The organism is Acidovorax sp. NCPPB 3576 (assembly GCF_028473605.1).
Lineage (GTDB): Bacteria > Pseudomonadota > Gammaproteobacteria > Burkholderiales > Burkholderiaceae_C > Paracidovorax.
In genome coordinates, this window is the sequence record NZ_CP097267.1 from 133767 (window position 1) to 151811 (window position 18045).

The following is an 18045-nucleotide window of genomic DNA, read 5'->3' on the forward strand; positions in this document are numbered from 1 at the left end:
ACGGTGCATGGCGGCTCACCGTGCGGGCGCTGCGGAAGGGGCCAGGGTCGAGGCGGGCAGCGGCGCCGCTGCAGCCGCCTGCGGGGTGGCTTCGGCCTCCCAGCCGCCGCCTGCGGCGCGGTACAGGCCGATCCAGGCCGCCATGCGCTCTTGCCGCAGGGTGATCAGCGCAGTCTCGGAGGCCAGCGCCGTGCGGCGCGAGTCCTCCAGCTCGACCAGGCTCGCCAGCCCGCCGCGCCAGCGCGCCTCGGTGGCGGTGAACGAGGCACGGTAGCCGTCCGCGGCGCGCTGGGCATCGGTGCTGCGCGCCGCGGTGCTGGCCAGGCGCACCAGCGCCTGCTCGACCTCGCTCACGGCCTGGCGCACCGTGCCGCGGTACTGCTGCACGGCCGCGTCGTACTGCGCTTCGGCGGAATCCACCTGCGCCGCGCGCCGGCCCGCATCGAAGATCGGCAGCGACAGCCCCACCGGCCCGATGGACCAGGTGTTGGAGGTGATGCTGGCCCCACCCGTGCGCACCCAGCCGCGGCCTACCGAGCCGCTGAGCGTGAGGCGCGGCAACTGCTGGGCGCGGGCGCTGCCCACGTCGGCGCTGGTGGCCGCCACCTCGCGCTCGGCCGCGTACACGTCGGGCCGCTGGGCCAGCACGCGCGCCGGCAGGGCCTCGATGGCAAAGAGCGCGTCGGGCACCGGCGCCAGCGGCGCGGCGGCGGCGCGGGCGCGCAGCGCGGGTTCGTCCTGGCCGGTGAGGGCCACCAGGGTCTTGAGATCGATCTCGCAGGCCATGCGCTGCTGCTCGGCGCGCACGCGGCCTTCGGCCTCGCTGGCCTGCGCCAGGGCGAGCGTGGCGGGCGCGGTGAAGCCGGCCTGCTCGCTCAGGCGCGACAGCTGCGCGGTCTGCCCGCGCGAGGCCGCATCGGAGGCCGCCACCTCCGCCAGCGCCAGGCACTGGCGCCAGCTGCTGTACTGCGTGGCGACCTCGGCCGCGACGGAAACGCGGGCCTCGTGCCACTGCGCCTGGGCACCGGCCAGCCGCTGCAGCGCGGCCTGGTTGGCTGCGGCATTGCCGCCGAACAGGTCCACCTCCCAGCTCGCCTGCAGGGCCGCCTGGGCCGTGCTGGCCAGGCCGCCGACCTGCTCGTTCACGCCCCGGCTGGCACTGGCCTGCCCGTCCAGCGAGGGGAGCAGCGCGGCGCGCGCGGTCACCCGCGCCGCGCGGGCCTGGGCCAGGCGCGCCCGGGCCTGCGCCACGCTGGGGCTGATGTCCTGCGCCGAGGCGATCAGCTCGGCCAGCAGCGGGTCGCCGGCGCGCTCCCACCAGCGGGCCAGGTCGGCCACGCTGCCCTGGTGGGGCAGCGGCGCCTGCCAGCCGGCGGGCGTGGGCGCCTGTACGCGCGGGGCGGGGCTGGGCACGGCGCAGGCGGCCAGCCACAGAGGCAGGGTGAGGGCCAGCAGGGCGCGGGCGGTGCGGTGCGGTTGGGGTGTGTTCATGTCGGAAGAAGAAAGGCTCAGCGCGGCGGGTGCGCGGCGGGCCGGGCCGGCGCGGCGGGGCGCCGCGAGCGGATGGCGGTGGAGGGCGTGGCCGTGCGCAGCGCCTGCTCGGCCGCCACCATGGCCAGCGCGTATTCGGTGAGCCGGGCGGTCCAGGCGTCCACGGCTTGCGGGGTGGCCAGCAGTTGCGGCTCCATCATGGCCAGCACTTCCTGCTGGCACCAGATCTGAAAGGCCAGGCCGGTGATGGCCAGCACCAGCCGGTGCAGGTCGTCGTCGGGGCGGGCCACGCCCAGGTGCCGGCCCAGCAGCCGCACCATGGCGTCGTGGGGCTGGCGCACGTCCTGCTCGATTTCCTTTTCCCACTGCGCGGTGGGCTCCAGCATCTCGCGGATGTGCAGCCGCATGAACTGCCGGGCCATCTCGCCGTGCTGCAGCGGTGCCAGCACCCCGCTGAAGTAGCGCTGCATCGCCTCGCGCAGGTCCAGGCCGTCGCGGGTGAAGTCCGCCACCAGCGAGGGCATGTCGCCGAACGGCTCGGAAAACAGCGCGGCATACAGCGCGGCCTTGTCGCCGAAGTAGTAGCTCACGGCCGCCACATTGGCCTGGGCGGCCTGCGCGATGGCGCGGATCGATGTCTTGGCATAGCCGTGCTCGGCGAACAGCCGCAGCGCCGCGTGCAGCAGCCGCAGGCGGGCCGTGGGGGTGCCGGCGGCAGGATCGACGGCGAGGTCGGCAGCGGCGCCGGCCGGGGCGGCAGAGGGGCTTGTGGAAGACATCGCGGCGGATTAGACCACGATAAATCAAACGTTTGTTTTAAATTTGGCGAGCCCGCTGCTGCGCTGCAGCGCGTGGCCGGGCGGAAACACCTATCGAAATGGATGCGGTAACCGACGTATTTCGTCGGCTTTTCTGGCAAACTTTTTGTTGCAAATGGCAGTTTGGGTCCGTCTTGGGCCGGTTCGATCAAGGGGTCCGCATGTTCAGGAATCTTTCCATCCGGGTGGCGCTGCTGCTGGTGCTGCTGTTCTTCACCGGCGCGCTGGTGGTCTCGGCGGGGGTGGGCTGGATGGGCACGCGTGCCGGGGTGGTGGCCGGCGAGGTGCAGGACCGCACGGCCCGCGACATGCTCGCGCTCAAGCAGGCCGAGATCCGCATGCTGGACAACCGGGTGGCCCTGGCCGTAGGCCACCGCAACGTGCTGCGCGGCGACCCGCCCGAGAGCGTGCGAACGCAAACGGCCCGCGCCGAAAAAGCCATGCAGGAGGCGCGCACCATCCTGCAATCCATGGCGCAGGGCCTGCCCGCCGACTGGGCGCAGGAACGCCAGCTTTCCATGCAGATGCTCACCGCCTTCGACGCCTACGCCGCCCTGGTGCAGCGCGGCGCCGTGGGCCTGGCGGGCGGCAAGGATGTCGAATACAGCGGCAACGAAATCGTTGCCCAGCGCAACAAGCTGCTGGCGGACATGGATGGGCTGATGAAGCAGCTCTTCGATGCAGAAAGCCAGCGCGGCAACACCCTGCAGGCGCAGTCGGTGCGGCTGCTGCAGATCGCCGAGATCGCCGCCGGCGTGCTGGTGGTGGTGGGCGTCGTGCTGGCGGTCCTGTGCTGGGTGTTCATCCGCCGCAACGTGCTGGCGCCGCTGGACGACGCCGGCGCGCTGCTGGAAAAAGTGGCCCAGGGCGACCTGACCACGCGCATCGAGGTGCGCTCGTCCAACGAGATCGGCCGCCTGATGGGCGCCGCGCGCACCATGCAGGAGGGCCTGGCGCGCATGGTCACGCAGGTGCGCCAGGGCGTGGAAGAGATCCACACCGGCTCGCGCGAGATCGCGCTGGGCAATGGCGATTTGAGCGGGCGCACCGAGCAGCAGGCCGCGTCGCTGGAGGAAACCGCCGCCAGCATGGAGCAGCTGTCGTCCACCGTGAAGCAGAACGCCGACAGCGCGCGCCAGGCCAACCAGCTGGCCGCCAGCAGCATGGCGGTGGCCCAGCGCGGCGGCGCCGCGGTCGGCGAGGTGGTGGCGACGATGCAGGAGATCGCGGGCAGCTCGCGCCGCATCGCGGACATCGTCGCGGTGATCGACGGCATCGCCTTCCAGACCAACATCCTCGCGCTGAACGCGGCCGTGGAAGCGGCGCGTGCCGGCGAGCAGGGCCGGGGCTTCGCCGTGGTGGCCAGCGAGGTGCGGGCCCTGGCCCAGCGCAGCGCCACCGCCGCCAAGGAAATCAAGGGCCTGATCGACGAGTCGGTGGGCAAGGTGGGCGCGGGCTCTGCCCAGGTGGAGCGCGCGGGCGCGACCATGCAGGAGATCGTGGCCTCGGTACAGCGCGTGACGGACATCATGGGCGAGATCTCGGCCGCGTCCACCGAGCAGTCCTCGGGCATCGACCAGGTGAACCAGGCCGTGGTGCAGATGGACCAGGCCACGCAGCAGAACGCGGCGCTGGTGGAAGAGTCGGCGGCGGCGGCCTCGTCGCTGGAAGAGCAGGCCAAGCGCCTGCGCGAGGCCGTGTCGCAGTTCCGCGTGGAGGCGGGTGCGGTGCCGCTGGCGGCGCCAGCACCTGCGAGCCGCCCCCTGCCTGCCGCGCCACGCAGTGCGGCCCCGGTGGCGGCCCGCCCGGCGCCTGCGCACCCGGCTGTATCGGCTTCTCCTGCGGCGGCATCGGCAGCACCGAAGCCTGCCGCGAAACCCGCTGTGAAAGCCCCCGCGCTGTCCGCCCCGGCGGCCAAGCCCAAGGCCGCACCGGCCGCATCCAAGGCTGCAGCACCGCGCCCGGCCACCGCGCCGTCATCGCGCTCGGACGACGACTGGGAAACCTTCTGATGCCCCGCTGGAAAACACTATTAAATTGATAGCTAATGGTGGTTGATGGAAGGGCGCTGCAGGCCGATTCGATGCTTAGACTTTGACCGCGTGGGCCGGCGTGCTTTGGATGCCCAGCAGCCGCGCCGCATTGCCGTACAGCACCCGGTCGATCACGCTCTCGCGCAGGCCCAGCGCCAGGGCGTCCTCGATGGACTGGCCGATCGGCCGGAACGGGTACGACGAGCCGAACAGCAGCTGGTCGCCCAGAAAGCCGTTGGCCGCCTCCACATAGGCCTGGCTGCCGGGCTGGAACAAATACATGTCGGGCACCAAAAACACGTTGTCGTAGCGAAAGGCCAGGCCGATGGCCTGCTGCACGTTGGGCCACCAGCCGTGGTAGGCCACGATGGGCAGCTGCGGAAACGCCTGCGCCACGCGCGCGACCGGGGCCGGGTCGTTGAAGTGCAGGTCGGGCGAGGTCGGCCCGGTCATCAGGAACACGGGCACGCCCAGCTGCTGCGCCCGCTCGTAGATGGGAAAGTACACCGCATCGTCCGGGTGGCGCGGCGGCTGGCCGAAGCCCGGTTCGATGCCGATGCCCGCCAGGCCCAGCACCTTCACGGCGCGCTCCACTTCGGCCAGCGCGGCGGCCTCGCCCTGCAGCGCCGGGTCCACCGCACCGATGCCGATCAGCTCCGGCTGGCCCTGCACGATGGCATGGATGTCGTCGTTGGGCAGGTGCTGGCCGGGCGTGTGCCGGCCCACCACCACGGCGTGCGACAGACCGGCATCGCGCACCTCGGCCAGAAAGCCTTCGGGCGTGCGCGAGCGGGTGAAGTGCGCGTCGTCGCCGCGCGTGCCCACGCGCCGGTTCAGCCAGCGCGCCAGGTCTTCACCGGGCGAGCCGGGCGTCTTGCCGAAGAAGTCGTGCAGGTAGGCGGGCCGGCAGCGCATGTCGATCACGCGCGGAGTCGTCGTGGGCGCGCTCATCGCACGGCCTCCGGCACGGGGGCGGCGGCCGCAGGCCGGCTCGCACGGATATCGAACGCGCCGCCGGTCAGCGACTGGTCGCGCAGCGTCACCGCCTGCTTGCCGGGCAGCAGCGGAAACACCAGCTCGGCGAAGCGGATGGCTTCTTCCAGGTGCGGGTAGCCCGAGAGCACGAAGCGGTCCACGCCCACGTCCACGTATTCCTGCAGCCGTTCGGCCACCTCCTGCGCATTGCCCACCAGCGAGGTGCCCGCGCCGCCACGCACCAGGCCCACGCCGGCCCACAGGTTGGGGCCCACCACCAGCCGGTCGCGCCGGCCGCCGTGCAGCGCGGCCATGCGGCGCTGGCCTTCGGAGTCCATGCGCGCGTAGTTCTGCTGGGCGCGGGCGATGTCGTCGTCGGTCAGGCGGCTGATGAGGCGGCCGGCATCGGCCCAGGCCTCTTCGCTGGTCTCGCGCACGATGACGTGCAGGCGCACGCCGAAGCGCAGCGGGTGCCGGTCGAGATCGCGGCCTGCGGCGCCGGCGTGTGCGCGCACGTCGGCGATTTTTTCCGCCACGGCGGCGGGTGGCTCGCCCCAGGTCAGGTAGGCATCGACATGGCGCGCGGCCAGTGCGTGCGCGGCAGGCGACGAGCCGCCGAAGTACAGCGGCGGGTAGGGCTGCGTGGCGGGCGCGAAGAAGTTCTGCGCGCCCTGCACCTTGAGGTGCCGGCCTTCGAAATCGACCTTCTCGCCCAGCAGCAGGCGGCGCCAGAGGGTCAGGAACTCGTCGCTGGCCGCGTAGCGCTCGTCGTGGCTGTAGAACACGCCGTCAGCCGCCAGCTCGGTCGCGTCGCCACCGGGCACCACGTTCAGCAGCAGGCGGCCGGGGCCCAGCGCCTGATCGAGCGAGGCGGCCTGCCGCGCTGACGCGGTGGGGTTGCCGAGCGAGGTGCGCAGGGCCACCAGCAGCTTGATGCGCTGGGTGACGGGCACCAGGCTGGCGGCGGTCACCCACGGGTCCAGGCACGAGCTGCCGGTGGGAATGAGCAGGCCGTCGTAGCCCAGTTGCTCGGAGGTCACCGCGATCTGGCGCAGGTAGGCATTGGTGGGCGCGCGGCCGAAGTCGGAGGTGCCCAGGTAGCGCGTGTCGCCCGAGGTGGGCAGGAACCAGAAGAGGTCGGGGGTCGGACTCATGGGGAAGGGCTTTCGGAATCGGTGTCGGAGGGGAATTCGGCAGGGGGCGCGCCCGCATCGGCGCCGGCGCGGCGCGGCGCGCCGACCTCGCCCAGGCGGATCAGCCGCGCGCGCACCACGTTGCGGCTCAAGGCCAGCACGCGTGCGGCCTCGCTCTGGCTGTAGTGGCACCAGCGGAAGACTTCCAGCAGCACGGCGTCTTCCACCGTCTGGTAGAGCGCGGGCACATGCGCTTCGCACAGCTGGCGCACGGCCTGGCGCAGCAGCGGCAGGCCGGGGGGCGACGGGCTGGGGGCCTGCGGCGGCGCTGCTGCCGCCGGGGCTTCGGGCTCGGTGCCCGGCCGCGCGGTGCCGGACAGCCGCAGGTCGGTGGCGTCCAGCGTGCGGCCATCGCCCAGCAGCAGCGTGCGGTGGATGGTGTTCTCCAGCTCGCGCACGTTGCCAGGCCAGGGCGCCTGCTGCAGCGCGCGCTCGGCCGCGGGCGTGAGCTGCGGGCGCGGGTAGCCCAGGCGCCGGCTGTAGGCGTCGATGAAATGGCGCGCCAGCGGCACGATGTCGCCCGGGCGCTCGCGCAGCGTGTGCACCTCCAGGCTCACCACGTTCAATCGGTAGTACAGGTCCTTTCGAAAGCGCTGCTGCAGCACCAGTTCCTGCAGGTCCACCGACGCGGCGGCCACGATGCGCACGTCGATGGGAATGGGCTGGCGCCCGCCCACGCGCACCACCTCGCGCTGCTGCAGCACGCGCAGCAGCTTGTTCTGCACGGCCAGCGGCAGGTCGTTCACCTCGTCCAGGAAGATGGTGCCGCCGTGGGCCTCCTCGAACCAGCCGGGCTGCGCGCCGAAGGCGCCGGGAAAGGCGCCGCTTTCATGGCCGAACAGCTCCGAGTCCACCAGCGCCTCGGAAAACGCGCCGCAGCCCACGGCCACGAAGGGCGCGGCGCTGCGGGGGCTGCGGCTGTGCAGGTAGCGTGCGATCAGCTCCTTGCCGGTGCCGCTCTCGCCGGTGATGAGCACGCCGGCGTCGCTGGGCGCCACCTGCTCCACCTCGGCCAGCAGCGCCTTGGAGCGCGGGTCTTCGAAGATCCACGCCAGGCCGGCCTCGGGGGCGGCGGGCGTGGCGGTGGCGGTGCGGGCCGGTGCGGCGGGCCATGCGGGGAGGGTCGCCATGGTCTTCAGCCTGGAGTTTGAAAGCGATCGTGCCGGGCGATCACGAATAGAACGACGGTGCCGGCACCCTGGCGTGCAGCGCCCAGTCGCCCAGCTCCTGCAGCTTGTAGTCCACCGGGTCGTGCAGCGTCTGCGTGCGCAGGTTGCGCCAGAAGCGGTCCAGCCGCAGCGCGCCGTGCGTGGCGCGTGCGCCGGTGGTCTCGAAGAGCCGGCTGGTCACGTCCAGACCCACGCGGGTGGAGGCCACCTTGGCCGTCGCCACGGCCACGGCCACGCGGCCCCGGCCTTCGGCGTCCAGCGCGTCGCCTTGCGTCCAAGCGGCGTCGAACGTGGCGGCGGCCTGCGCGGCCAGCAGGCGCACGCTCTCCAGCCCCACGAAGAATTCGCCGTAGTGCGACTGGATGTAGGGGTCTTCGCTGGCGCGCTCGGCGGGCGAGCGGAACCAGGGCCGCGACTCGTTCAGCGTGTAGTGCCGCGCCTGCGCGAACGCGCCTTCGGCCAGGCCCAGGAACACATGCACGAAGATCAGCTGCGCCAGCAGCGGCCGCAGCGACGAGCGCGGCGTGGTCAGCGGGCCGGGGTCGCGCAGCAGCTCGTTGCCTTCCACGCGCACGTTCTCGAACAGGGCGCTGCCGCTGTCGGTCTGGCGCTGGCCGAAGCTGTTCCAGTCGCCGTTCAGGGTGATGCCTGCGCGGGCCGTGGGAATGGCGGCGATCAGCAACTGGCCGGTGTGTTCGTCGATGCCCGAGGCGACCAGCATCTCGGAATCCAGCGCGCCGGAGCAAAAGCTCTTCTTGCCCGAGAAGTCGTACCAGTCGCCGATGCGGCGCACCGCGGTGCGCGTGTCCAGCGGGTTGAGCGCATTGCCCCAGAACCATTGCTTGCGCGCCGTCTGCTCCAGCCACGGCACCCACTGCTCGGGCCGCGCGAACAGGCGCACGGTGGCCAGCAGCAGGTGGTGAAAGCCGTAGACGTGGGCCAGCGAGCTGTCGGCCTGCGCGAGGGTGCGCACCGTCTGCAGCGTGGTGGCCCAGTCGGCGCCCTGGCCGCCGTGCGCGGTGGGGATGGAGAGCGACAGCAGGCCGCTGGCGCGCAGCGCATCGCGCTCGGCCTTCGGCGTGCCGCCGCGGGCATCGCGCTCGGCGGCGGTGGCGGCGAACCGGTCGGCCAGCGTCTGGGCCGTTTGCAGAGGCGAGGCGGGCGTGGGGGGCGGGGCTTCGGGCGGGTGCAGTTGGGGGTCGCGTGAGGACATGGGTGGGGCGCCGGCAAAGGGGTGGGGGCGGTCAGGCCAGGGGCGCCCGCCGCCGCGAGTGGGTCCAGTGTGCGGAGTTGCGCGGGCTTGGCCACATGCGGAATTCGCGCGTGCTTATGCGGTTTTTGGCCGATGCGCGCGCCGCGGCCTGCCGGGCGGCCATAGGGCGCGGTGCGCCCTGCGTCGCCGTGGGCTGGGCCGGCCCGCCGCGCCATGCGCGCAGCGGCCTGCTGCGTGATTCGTGCGCAATTTGCTGCTTCCCTGCGGCGGCTGGTGCAGGCCAGCCGGCCGGTTTTCAGGGGCGCGTCAGCGGCATGTCAGAGGCGGCAGGTTTCTCATAAAAATAGACGAATAACGTTCTTGGCCGTGCGGCAAACCGCGCCCGATACTGCGCCGCACCATCACCGCATTCACCGGGAACCCACCACCATGCAACGACGCACCCTGCTGTCGGCCGGCGCCGCAGCGCTGGCCGGGCCACTGGCCTCGCACACCGCGCACGCCGCGCAGCCGCTGAAGGAACTGCGCCTGGACTACGCCACCTATTCGCCCTCCAGCCTGGTGCTGCGCCGCTTCGGCTGGCTGGAAGAGTCGTTCAAGCAGGACGGCACGGCCGTGAAGTGGGTGTTCAGCGCGGGCAGCAACCGCGCGCTGGAGTATTTGAATGCGGGCAGCATCGACATCGGCTCGTCGGCCGGGCTGGCCGCGCTGCTGTCCAAGGCCAACGGCAACCCGATCCGGGCACCGTACATCTTCTCGCGCCCTGAATGGACGGCGCTGGTGGTGCGCAAGGATTCGCCCATCCAGTCGGTGAAGGAACTCAAGGGCAAGAAGGTCGCCGCCACCAAGGGCACCGACCCGTACCTCTTTTTGCTGCGTGCGCTGCAGGTGGCCGGTTTGAAGCGCAACGACGTGGAGATCGTCGCGCTGCAGCACGCCGACGGCCGCACCGCGCTGGAGCAGGGCCGCGTGGACGCCTGGGCGGGGCTCGATCCGCTGATGGCCGCCAGCGAGCTGGATGCGGGCTCGCGCCTCATCTACCGCAACGTGGCGTTCAACACCTATGGCTTTTTGAACGTGCGCGAAGAGTTCCTGGCCCAGCGCGCCGCCGAGACGCGCCGCGTGCTGGCCGGCTACGAGCGCGCCCGCCAATGGATCCTGGCCCACACCACCGAGGCGGCCAAAATCCTGTCGGAGGAGGCCAAGGTCAGCCTGGAGGTGGCGCTGCTGCAGCTGAAACTGCGCACCGACCTGTCCAACCCGCAGCCTTCGCAGGAACACATCGCCGCGCTGCAGGGCGCCGCCCCGCTGCTCCTGTCCGAAGCCCTGGTGCGGCCCGGCACGGCGTTGAACCAGGTGGTGACCGACCTGGTGGACACGCAGTTCGCACGCAGCGTGACGAACGCGCCGGCGGCCTCGCCGGCCTGACCGCGCCATGTCCGCCCACCCGCAGGAATGGTCCGGCATCGGCCCGGCCTTGGAGCCCGTCCGCACCGCACCGCGCCGCCGGGGCTGGAGCGCGCTGGGCATGGGCTGGATCCTGCCGGCCGTAGTGTTGGCCGTGTGGGAAGGCGCCGTGCGCGCCGGCTGGGTCCGCCCGCACCTGCTGCCCGCGCCCACGGAAATCGTCCAGACCCTGATCGCCTTTGGCGGGCAGGGCCTGGCCAGCCATGTGCTGGCCAGCAGCGCGCGCGTGGCGGCGGGCTTTGCCATCGGCACCGTGCTGGCGATCGCCATCGGAGCGCTGGTCGGGCTGTCGCGCCGGGCCGAAGGGCTGCTGGACCCCACTTTCCAGGCGCTGCGCGCCATCCCGTCGCTGGCCTGGGTGCCGCTGCTGCTGCTGTGGCTGGGCATCGACGAGGCGTCCAAGATCGCCTTGATTGCCATCGGCGCGTTCTTCCCGGTCTACATGGGCGTGGCCTCGGGCTTTCGCGACGTGGACCGCAAGCTGGTGGAGGCCGCGCGCATGCACCGGCTGGGTTCTGTGGCCATGGTGCGCCGCGTGCTGCTGCCGGCGGCCCTGCCGGCGGTGCTGACCGGGCTGCGCAACGGCCTGAGCCTGGCGTGGATGTTCATGGTGGCGGCCGAGCTCATCGCCGCCACGCGCGGCCTGGGCTATTTACTGACCGACGGCCGCGAGATGGGCCGCGCCGACATCGTGCTGGCGGCCATCGTGCTGCTGGCGCTGCTGGGCAAGATTACCGACACGGGCATGGCCTGGCTCGAACGCCGGTGGCTGTCCTGGCGCGACACCTACGACACCGCTGCGCGCGATTGAGACGACGATGAATGCATTGCAAGACGCCGCGGCCCCTGCGGCCACCATTGCAACGGACGGGCCGCTGCGGCAGGCCCAGGATGCGAATAGCGGGCCGCTGCTGCAGGCCCAGGATGCGAATAGCGGGCCGCTGCTGCAGGCCCGCGTGCGCCGCAAGGCCTACGGTGACCAGCCCGTGCTGCAGAACGTGCAGCTGGACATCGCCCCCGGCGAGGTGGTCAGCCTCGTGGGCGCGAGCGGCTGCGGCAAGAGCACGTTGCTGCGCATCGTCGCGGGGCTGGACACGCAGTACGACGGCCACGTGCGCCTGGCCGGCGAGCCGCAGCAGGGCATCACGCAGGACATCGGCTTCATCTTCCAGGAGCCGCGCCTGTTCCCCTGGCTCACCGTGGCCGAGAACGTGGCGTTCGATCTGGGCCGCGCCGGGCGCAGTCACCCGCAGGTGCGCGAGCTGCTGGCCGAAGTGGGGCTGGCGGGCTTCGAAGACCGGCTACCGAAGCAGCTGTCCGGCGGCCAGGCGCAGCGCGTGGCCATCGCCCGGGGCCTGTTCACGCGGCCGCGCCTGCTGCTGCTGGACGAGCCCTTTTCCGCCGTCGATGCCTTCACCCGCGCGCGGCTGCAGCAACTGCTGGCCGAGGTGGCGCGCCGCCACGGCCTGGCGCTGCTGCTGGTCACGCACGACGTGGACGAGGCGCTCATCCTGAGCGACCGCGTGGTGGTGCTGGAGGCGCGCGCCGGGGCTGAGCTGCAGGTGATCGACAACCCGCTGCCCCGCCCGCGCCGGCGAGAAGACGCATCGCTGGGTGTCCTGCGCGTGCGGGTGCTGGACGCGCTGCGGCACGCCCACGCGTTCTGACGGGCGGGCCGGGGCGCAGTGGCGCATCCTGGCACTATATTTTTGATAGCAATACGCCCTAGTGGATCATGCGCTGGAGGCCGATTTGGCTTGTAAAACCCCTGGAAGACGGGCTGCTGACGCGCATCCCGTTTCCCCAGGGGCGCAGCCAGCGCCACGGCGGCTCCACCGGTCACCCACCACTGGCTACCGGCTGCGCAGCCAGCGCACCCACCGGTCGCCGCCGAACTGCACCAGCGACACCAGCGCGATCAGCACGGCGATGACGATCAGCATCACCTGCGTGTCGAAGCGCTGGTAGCCATAGCGGATCGCCAGGTCGCCCAGGCCGCCCGCGCCCACCGCGCCCGCCATGGCGGACGAGCTGATGAGCGCCACCAGCGTGATGGTGAAGCCGCCGACGATGCCGGGCAGCGCCTCGGGCAGATAGACGTGCCAGACGATGTGCCACTTGCGGCAGCCCATGGCCTGCGCGGCCTCGATCAGGCCCGGGTCCACCTCGCGCAGGCTCACCTCGGCGATCCGCGAGAAGAACGGCGTGGCGCTGATGGCCAGCGGCACGATGGCCGCCCACACGCCGATGGTGGTGCCCGTGACCAGCCGCGTGAACGGAATCAGCGCCACCAGCAGCACGATGAAGGGCGTGGCCCGAAAGCCGTTGACCACGCTGCCCACCCCGCGGTGGATGCGCGGCGAGGCGAGAAAGCCCCCGGGCGCGGTCACGATCAGCAGCACCGCCAGCGGAATGCCCGCCACGAAGGCGATGGCGGCCGAGGTGCCCACCATCGTCAGCGTGTCGGCCAACGCCTGGGTGTAGCGCTCAAAGGGAATGCTCAACGTCAGCGACATGGCCGATCACCTCGATGGAATGGGCAATGGCGCCAGGGCCTTGCACCAGGGATGAAAGCGGGGGCAGCGCCACCGCGCCGGGAACGGACAGCAACAGCCGTCCCTGCGCGTGGCCGCGGATGCGGTCGATGCCGCCATGCACCAGGCGCACCGGGCTGTGCAGGGCCTGGGCGATGCGCGCGAAATCGGGCTCCAGCCCGCCCTCGCCGGTGTAGCCCAGCCGCACGATGCGTTGATAGCTGCCGTGCGCCGGTGGCTCGGCCTGCAGCCGCGCCTGCAGGTCGTCGGGCAGGCCGTGCTGCAGCGGCGCCAGCAGCGCGCGCGTGGCGTCGTGCTGCGGCGCGCCGAACACCTTCCACACCTCGCCCCGCTCGGCGATGCGGCCCTGCTCCAGCACCAGCACCTGGTCGGCGATCTCGCGGATCACGCTCATCTCGTGCGTGATGAGGATGACGGTGATCCCCAAGCGCCGGTTGATGTCCCGCAGCAGTTGCAGGATGGAATGCGTGGTCTCCGGGTCCAGCGCCGAGGTGGCCTCGTCGCACAGCAGGATCTCCGGCGCCGTGGCCAGCGCCCGGGCGATGCCCACGCGCTGCTTTTGCCCGCCCGACAGGCGCGCGGGGTAGGTGCGGTGCTTGTCCGAGAGGCCCACCAGGGCCAGCAGTTCCTCCACCCGCTGGTGGATGGCGGCGGGCCGCCAGCCGGCCACGCGCAGCGGCAGTGCCACGTTGTCGTACACCGTCTTGGCGGCCAGCAGGTTGAAGTGCTGGAAGATCATGCCGATGCGCCGGCGCAAGGCCACCAGGCCATCGTCGTCCAGCGTGGCGATGTCGGTGCCATCCACCCGCACGCGGCCCGAGGTGGGCGACTCCAGACGGTTGATGGTGCGCAGCAGACTCGACTTGCCCGCGCCGCTGCGCCCGATGATGCCGAAGATGCTGCCGGCGGGGATCTGGAGGCTGATGTTCTCCAGCGCCGCCACCGGCCCGGCGGACGACGCGTACACCTTGCCGAGCTGCTCGAAGACCACGGAGCCCGAAGGTGCGCCGGCCTCCGCCGATGGTGCGGGCGGCGGTGCCGCCCCGGCGCGGGGCTGCGGTGCCCCGGCAGGCGCCGCGGCGGGGGAGGGGGCCGTGCCGGCAGCGCTGCGCCAGACGGGTGAAGGGGAGGCGGCGGTCAGGCTCATGGCGTCTTCCAGGGCAGCGTGTACAGCTGGGGGTCGTTGTTGAAGCGTGCGGAAACCACCTCGCGCACCTTGCGCGACTGCTGGAACAGCTGCACGAAGCGGGCGATCTTCGGGTCCTGCACCTTGTCCTTGCGCGCGACGAAGCCCATGGCATAGAACGAGTCGTCGATGCCCGAATACAGCAGCGCGCGGCTGGCCTGCTCCTTCTTGCCGGCGTTGACGAAGTAGCTGGGCCACACCACGGCCAGGTCCACGTCCTGCAGCGAGTGGATGAGCTGCGGGCCTTCGATCTCATAGAAGCGCAGTTTCTTGGGGTTCTCGACCACGTCGTTCACGCTGGCGCCCACGGCGTTGCCCTGGCGCAGCTTGATGAGGCCGGCTTTCTGCAGCAGGAGCAGCCCGCGCCCCTGGTTCACCGGGTCGTTCGCCACCGACACCTTGGCGCCCTCGGGCACGTCCTGCAGCCGCTGGATGCGGTTGGAGTAGATGCCGATGTTCTGCAGCAGGCCCAGGCCCACCAGCTGCAGCTGGTAGCCCCGTTCCTGGATGGCGTTGTTCAAAAACGCTTGGTGCTGGAAGAAGTTCAGGTCGATGTCGCCGTTGTTCACCGCCTCGTTGGGCAGCGTCCAGTCGGTGAACTCGACCAGCTTCACCTCCAGGCCCTGCGCGCGGGCCTCGGCCACCACGGCCTCCACCGCGTCGGAGGTGACGCCGGGCGTGGAGCCGATGCGGATCACGTCGGCCGCGTGCGCGGTGAGGGCGGAGGCAGCCAGCAGCCATCCCAGGGCTGCGGCCTTGAAGTAGTAGAAGCGGGGCGCGCGCATCATTGCTGCGTCCAGGTCAGCACGTACAGGCGCTTGTCGCCCGCGAAGGCGCGGTCGATGGCGGCCTTCACCGCGTCGGAGTTCTGGAACACCTTCACGAACTTCTGGATCACCGGGTCCTGCGTGCGGCTGGCTTTGGTGACGAACTGGATGGCGAAGCGCGCGTCTTCCACGCCCGAGTACGCGAGGCCGCTGGACGGATCGAACGCCTTCGATGCCACGATGAAGTGCGGATAGCCCTGGGCGATGTCCACATCGCCGGTGATGCGCACCAGCTGCGGGCCTTCCACCTCGACGAACTTCAGCTTCCTGGGGTTCTGCACGATGTCGTCCACCGTGCCGACGAAGCCCACGCCGGGCTTGAGCTGGATGAGCCCCGCCTTTTGTAGCAGCAGCAGGCCGCGGCCCTGGTTCACCGGGTCGTTGGCCAGGCCGACCTTGCCGCCCACCGGCACCTCGTTGATGGTCTTGTGCTTGAGCGAATACAGGCCGATGTTGGCCAGGAAGCTCGTGCCCGCGCTGGCCAGCTTGAAGCCGTTCTTCTGGATCGCGTTATCGAGGAAAGGCTGGTGCTGGAAGAAGTTGATGTCCAGGTCGCCCGAGTCCACCGCCACGTTGGGCGTGGTCCAGTCGGTGAACTCGGTCACCGTGACGTCGATGCCCTGCGCCTTGGCATCCTTGGCCGCGGCCGCGATGGCGTCGGCATAGACGCCCGGCAGCACGCCGATGCGCAGCTTGTCCGCCGCATGGGCGGGCAGGGCGCCCAGCACGGAGAGGGCGAAGAGGGGGGCGAGAAAGAGGCGATGGAGTGGCATGTCAGGGGCCGCGGCAGGCGGTCGTTGGGGTGGGAGGAATCGAAGGTGAGGAAGGCGTCGGGGGCGTGGGGGGGGGCGAGTTCAGGGATGCGTCAATGCGCGGCCTTGGCGAGCCACGGCAGGCTGTAGAGCCGCTCATTGCCGGCGAAGGATTTGCCGATCTGCGCGCGCACGGCGGGCGAGTCTTGATAGACCTTCACGAAGCGCTGGATGCGCGGGTCCTGCGCGTTGTCCTGGCGCGCGACTAAGCGAATCGCATAGGCCAGATCGTCGATGCCCGAATACAGCAACGCGCTGCCCGCCACCTGCGGACGGCCGGCATTGACGTAGTGGGCCGGATAGCCCTGGGCCAGGTCCAGGTCGTCGAGCGCGCGCACCAACTGCGGGCCTTCGATCTCGGCAAAGCGCAGCTGCTTCGGGTTGGCCACGATGTCGTTCACGCTGCCGCGCGCGCCCACGCCGGGTTTCAGCTGAATGAGCCCGGCCTTTTCCAGCAGCAGCAGGCCGCGGCCCTGGTTCACCGGGTCGTTGGCAACGCCCACGCGGGCGCCTTCTTTCAGGTCGGCAAAGCGCTGCACCTTGAGCGAATACAGGCCGATGTTGGGCAGCAGCCCCGTTGCCACGCTGACGAAGGTGTAGCCGCGCTCGCGGATGGCGTTGTCCAGAAAGGCCTGGTGCTGGAAGTAATTGAGGTCGATGTCGCCCGCGGCCAGCGCGGTGTTGGGCGCGGTCCAGTCGGTGAACTCGATGACCTTCACGTCCAGCCCCTGCTGGCGCGCCTCCTGCGCAGCCACCTGCACGGAATCGGCCAGCGAACCGGGCGTGACGCCGATGCGCAGCGGTGGCGCGGGTGTTTGCGCGGTCGCCGCCGCGGCAGCGAAGGCCGCGAGCAAGGAAAGAAGGCGTCGGGCCAGGCGTTTCATGGCTGTGCTTCCAGCGCGGGATGGGCTTGGGGTGCCAGGTGGGTGGCTGCGCTGGCAGGCCGGCGCCGGAACGCATCCGCCGCATGCCGGGCCGGCAGCCGGTCGCCCTCGCCGAAGAGGCGGCTGCGCAGCGTGCCTTCGGCGTATTCGGTCTTGTAGGCGCCCCGGCTCTGCAGCTCGGGCACCACCCAATCGATGAAATCCTCGTAGCTCTCGGGCACCACGGTGCGGCTCAGGTTGAAGCCGTCCACGCCGGTCTCGGCCACCCACGACTGCAACTCGTCCGCCACCTGCTGCGCATCGCCCACGATGGCGGGGTAGCGGCCGCCCAGCGCGAAGAGTTCGAGCAGCTTGCGGCGCGTCCAGCCCTGCTGCTGGGCCGTGCGGCTGACCGATTCGATGGCATTGCCGGGCGAGTAGTCCACCGGCGCGTCCAGGTCGTACTGCGCGAAGTCGATGCCCGTGCTGGCGGCAAAGTGGGCCAGGCCCGCCTCGCGGCTGGCATAGCGCAGGTAGTCCGCGTGCTTCTCGCGCGCCTCGGCCTCGGTGCGGCCCACCACCACCGCCGCGCCCACGAAGACCTTCACGTCATCGGGCCGGCGGCCGGCCCGCACCAGTTGCTCGCGCAGGGCCTGCACGGTCTTGCGCGCGGCCTCTTTGTTGGGGGGCGAGATGAACACGCACTCGGCATGGCGCGCGGCGAACTGCTGGCCCCGGCCCGAGCTGCCGGCCTGGAACAGCACCGGCGTGCGCTGCGGCGACGGCTCGCTCAGGTGGTAGCCCTCCACATCGAAATAGCGGCCGTGGTGCTGCACTTGGTGCACGCGCGCCGGGTCGGCGAACACGCGCGCCGCCTTGTCGCGGCGCACCGCGCCGTCTTCCCAGCTGCCTTCCCACAGCTGGTAGAGCACCTCCAGGTATTCGTCCGCGCGCTCGTATCGCTCGTCGTGCGGCAGCTGCTGCGGCTGGCCCATGGCGCGCGCGGCGCTGTCCAGGTAGCCGGTGACCACGTTCCAGCCGATGCGGCCTTGGGTCAGGTGGTCCAGCGTGGAAAAGCGCCGCGCCAGCAGGTAGGGCGCCTCGTACGACAGGTTCACCGTCACGCCGAAGCCCAGGTGCTGCGTGGCGGCGGCCATGGCCGGCACCAGCAGCAGCGGGTCGTTCACCGGCAATTGGATGGATTCGCGCAGCGGCACGTCCACATTGCCCTGGTACACGTCGTAGGTGCCCACGATGTCGGCCAGGAACAGTCCGTCGAACAGGCCCCGCTCCAGCGTGCGGGCCAGGTCGGTCCAGTAGGGCAGCGTGCGGTAGTCGGTGCTGCGGTCGCGCGGGTGCGTCCACAGCCCGTGGTTGATGTGGCCCACGCAGTTCATGTTGAACGCGTTGAGCAGGATGTGGCGCGTGGCTTGTGTCACGGTC

16 protein-coding genes are annotated in these 18045 nt (G+C 71.1%); 4 read left to right on the forward strand and 12 right to left on the reverse strand.

Annotated elements, in window-relative coordinates; translation table 11 throughout:
* Positions 1 to 15: 15 nt before the first annotated feature.
* The gene (locus M5C98_RS00700; RefSeq protein ID WP_272550378.1) at positions 16 to 1491 is read right to left on the reverse strand and encodes an efflux transporter outer membrane subunit; all 1476 of its coding nucleotides are present in this window, start codon (positions 1489 to 1491) and stop codon (positions 16 to 18) included.
* Positions 1492 to 1508: 17 nt separating this feature from the next.
* Positions 1509 to 2270, reverse strand: coding sequence for a CerR family C-terminal domain-containing protein (locus tag M5C98_RS00705; RefSeq protein ID WP_272550379.1), 762 nt, complete (start codon positions 2268 to 2270; stop codon positions 1509 to 1511).
* A 200-nt stretch (positions 2271 to 2470) separates the two neighbouring features.
* Here M5C98_RS00705 and M5C98_RS00710 point away from each other — a divergent pair, with 200 nt between their 5' ends.
* Entirely contained in the window at positions 2471 to 4321 is a 1851-nt protein-coding gene (locus tag M5C98_RS00710) for a methyl-accepting chemotaxis protein (RefSeq protein WP_272550381.1), read from the forward strand.
* Positions 4322 to 4396: 75 nt separating this feature from the next.
* Here M5C98_RS00710 and M5C98_RS00715 read toward each other — a convergent pair whose 3' ends face one another.
* Genes M5C98_RS00715 through M5C98_RS00730 form a run of 4 tightly spaced genes read right to left on the reverse strand, consistent with a single transcriptional unit; the run spans position 4397 to position 8892 of the window.
* Positions 4397 to 5293, reverse strand: a complete 897-nt coding sequence (locus tag M5C98_RS00715) for an amidohydrolase family protein (protein ID WP_272550382.1) — start codon at positions 5291 to 5293, stop codon at positions 4397 to 4399.
* Entirely contained in the window at positions 5290 to 6471 is a 1182-nt protein-coding gene (gene ssuD, locus M5C98_RS00720) for an FMNH2-dependent alkanesulfonate monooxygenase (protein WP_272550383.1), read from the reverse strand. Before ssuD ends, M5C98_RS00715 begins: the two co-directional genes overlap by 4 nt.
* A complete protein-coding gene (locus M5C98_RS00725; protein ID WP_272550384.1) occupies positions 6468 to 7640 on the reverse strand; it encodes a sigma-54 interaction domain-containing protein in 1173 nt (390 codons plus the stop codon). The genes ssuD and M5C98_RS00725 overlap by 4 nt, the downstream gene beginning before the upstream one ends.
* 40 nt (positions 7641 to 7680) lie before the next feature.
* Entirely contained in the window at positions 7681 to 8892 is a 1212-nt protein-coding gene (locus tag M5C98_RS00730; protein ID WP_272550385.1) for an acyl-CoA dehydrogenase family protein, read from the reverse strand.
* A gap of 429 nt (positions 8893 to 9321) precedes the next feature.
* Between M5C98_RS00730 and M5C98_RS00735 the strand changes: the two genes are divergently transcribed.
* Genes M5C98_RS00735 through M5C98_RS00745 form a run of 3 tightly spaced genes read left to right on the forward strand, consistent with a single transcriptional unit; the run spans position 9322 to position 12026 of the window.
* Positions 9322 to 10320, forward strand: a complete 999-nt coding sequence (locus M5C98_RS00735; protein ID WP_272550386.1) for an aliphatic sulfonate ABC transporter substrate-binding protein — start codon at positions 9322 to 9324, stop codon at positions 10318 to 10320.
* Positions 10321 to 10327: 7 nt separating this feature from the next.
* On the forward strand, positions 10328 to 11170 hold the full coding sequence (locus M5C98_RS00740; RefSeq protein WP_272550387.1) for an ABC transporter permease: 843 nt from the start codon (positions 10328 to 10330) through the stop codon (positions 11168 to 11170).
* A gap of 7 nt (positions 11171 to 11177) precedes the next feature.
* Positions 11178 to 12026, forward strand: a complete 849-nt coding sequence (locus M5C98_RS00745; RefSeq protein ID WP_272550388.1) for an ABC transporter ATP-binding protein — start codon at positions 11178 to 11180, stop codon at positions 12024 to 12026.
* 186 nt (positions 12027 to 12212) lie between these two features.
* On the opposite strand, the gene M5C98_RS00750 is transcribed toward M5C98_RS00745, so the two are convergent.
* The 6 genes from M5C98_RS00750 to M5C98_RS00775 form a co-directional block, all read right to left on the reverse strand.
* Positions 12213 to 12875: a methionine ABC transporter permease gene (locus M5C98_RS00750; protein ID WP_272550389.1), complete on the reverse strand. Its 663-nt coding sequence runs from the start codon at positions 12873 to 12875 to the stop codon at positions 12213 to 12215.
* On the reverse strand, positions 12847 to 14061 hold the full coding sequence (locus M5C98_RS00755; protein WP_272550390.1) for a methionine ABC transporter ATP-binding protein: 1215 nt from the start codon (positions 14059 to 14061) through the stop codon (positions 12847 to 12849). Before M5C98_RS00755 ends, M5C98_RS00750 begins: the two co-directional genes overlap by 29 nt.
* Complete coding sequence (locus M5C98_RS00760; RefSeq protein WP_272550391.1) at positions 14058 to 14888, reverse strand: MetQ/NlpA family ABC transporter substrate-binding protein; 831 nt, start codon at positions 14886 to 14888, stop codon at positions 14058 to 14060. The genes M5C98_RS00755 and M5C98_RS00760 overlap by 4 nt, the downstream gene beginning before the upstream one ends.
* Entirely contained in the window at positions 14885 to 15700 is an 816-nt protein-coding gene (locus M5C98_RS00765) for a MetQ/NlpA family ABC transporter substrate-binding protein (protein WP_272550392.1), read from the reverse strand. The genes M5C98_RS00760 and M5C98_RS00765 overlap by 4 nt, the downstream gene beginning before the upstream one ends.
* 92 nt (positions 15701 to 15792) lie before the next feature.
* Positions 15793 to 16623, reverse strand: coding sequence for a MetQ/NlpA family ABC transporter substrate-binding protein (locus M5C98_RS00770; protein WP_272550393.1), 831 nt, complete (start codon positions 16621 to 16623; stop codon positions 15793 to 15795).
* A complete protein-coding gene (locus M5C98_RS00775; protein ID WP_272553404.1) occupies positions 16620 to 17999 on the reverse strand; it encodes an LLM class flavin-dependent oxidoreductase in 1380 nt (459 codons plus the stop codon). Before M5C98_RS00775 ends, M5C98_RS00770 begins: the two co-directional genes overlap by 4 nt.
* Positions 18000 to 18045: the final 46 nt, after the last annotated feature.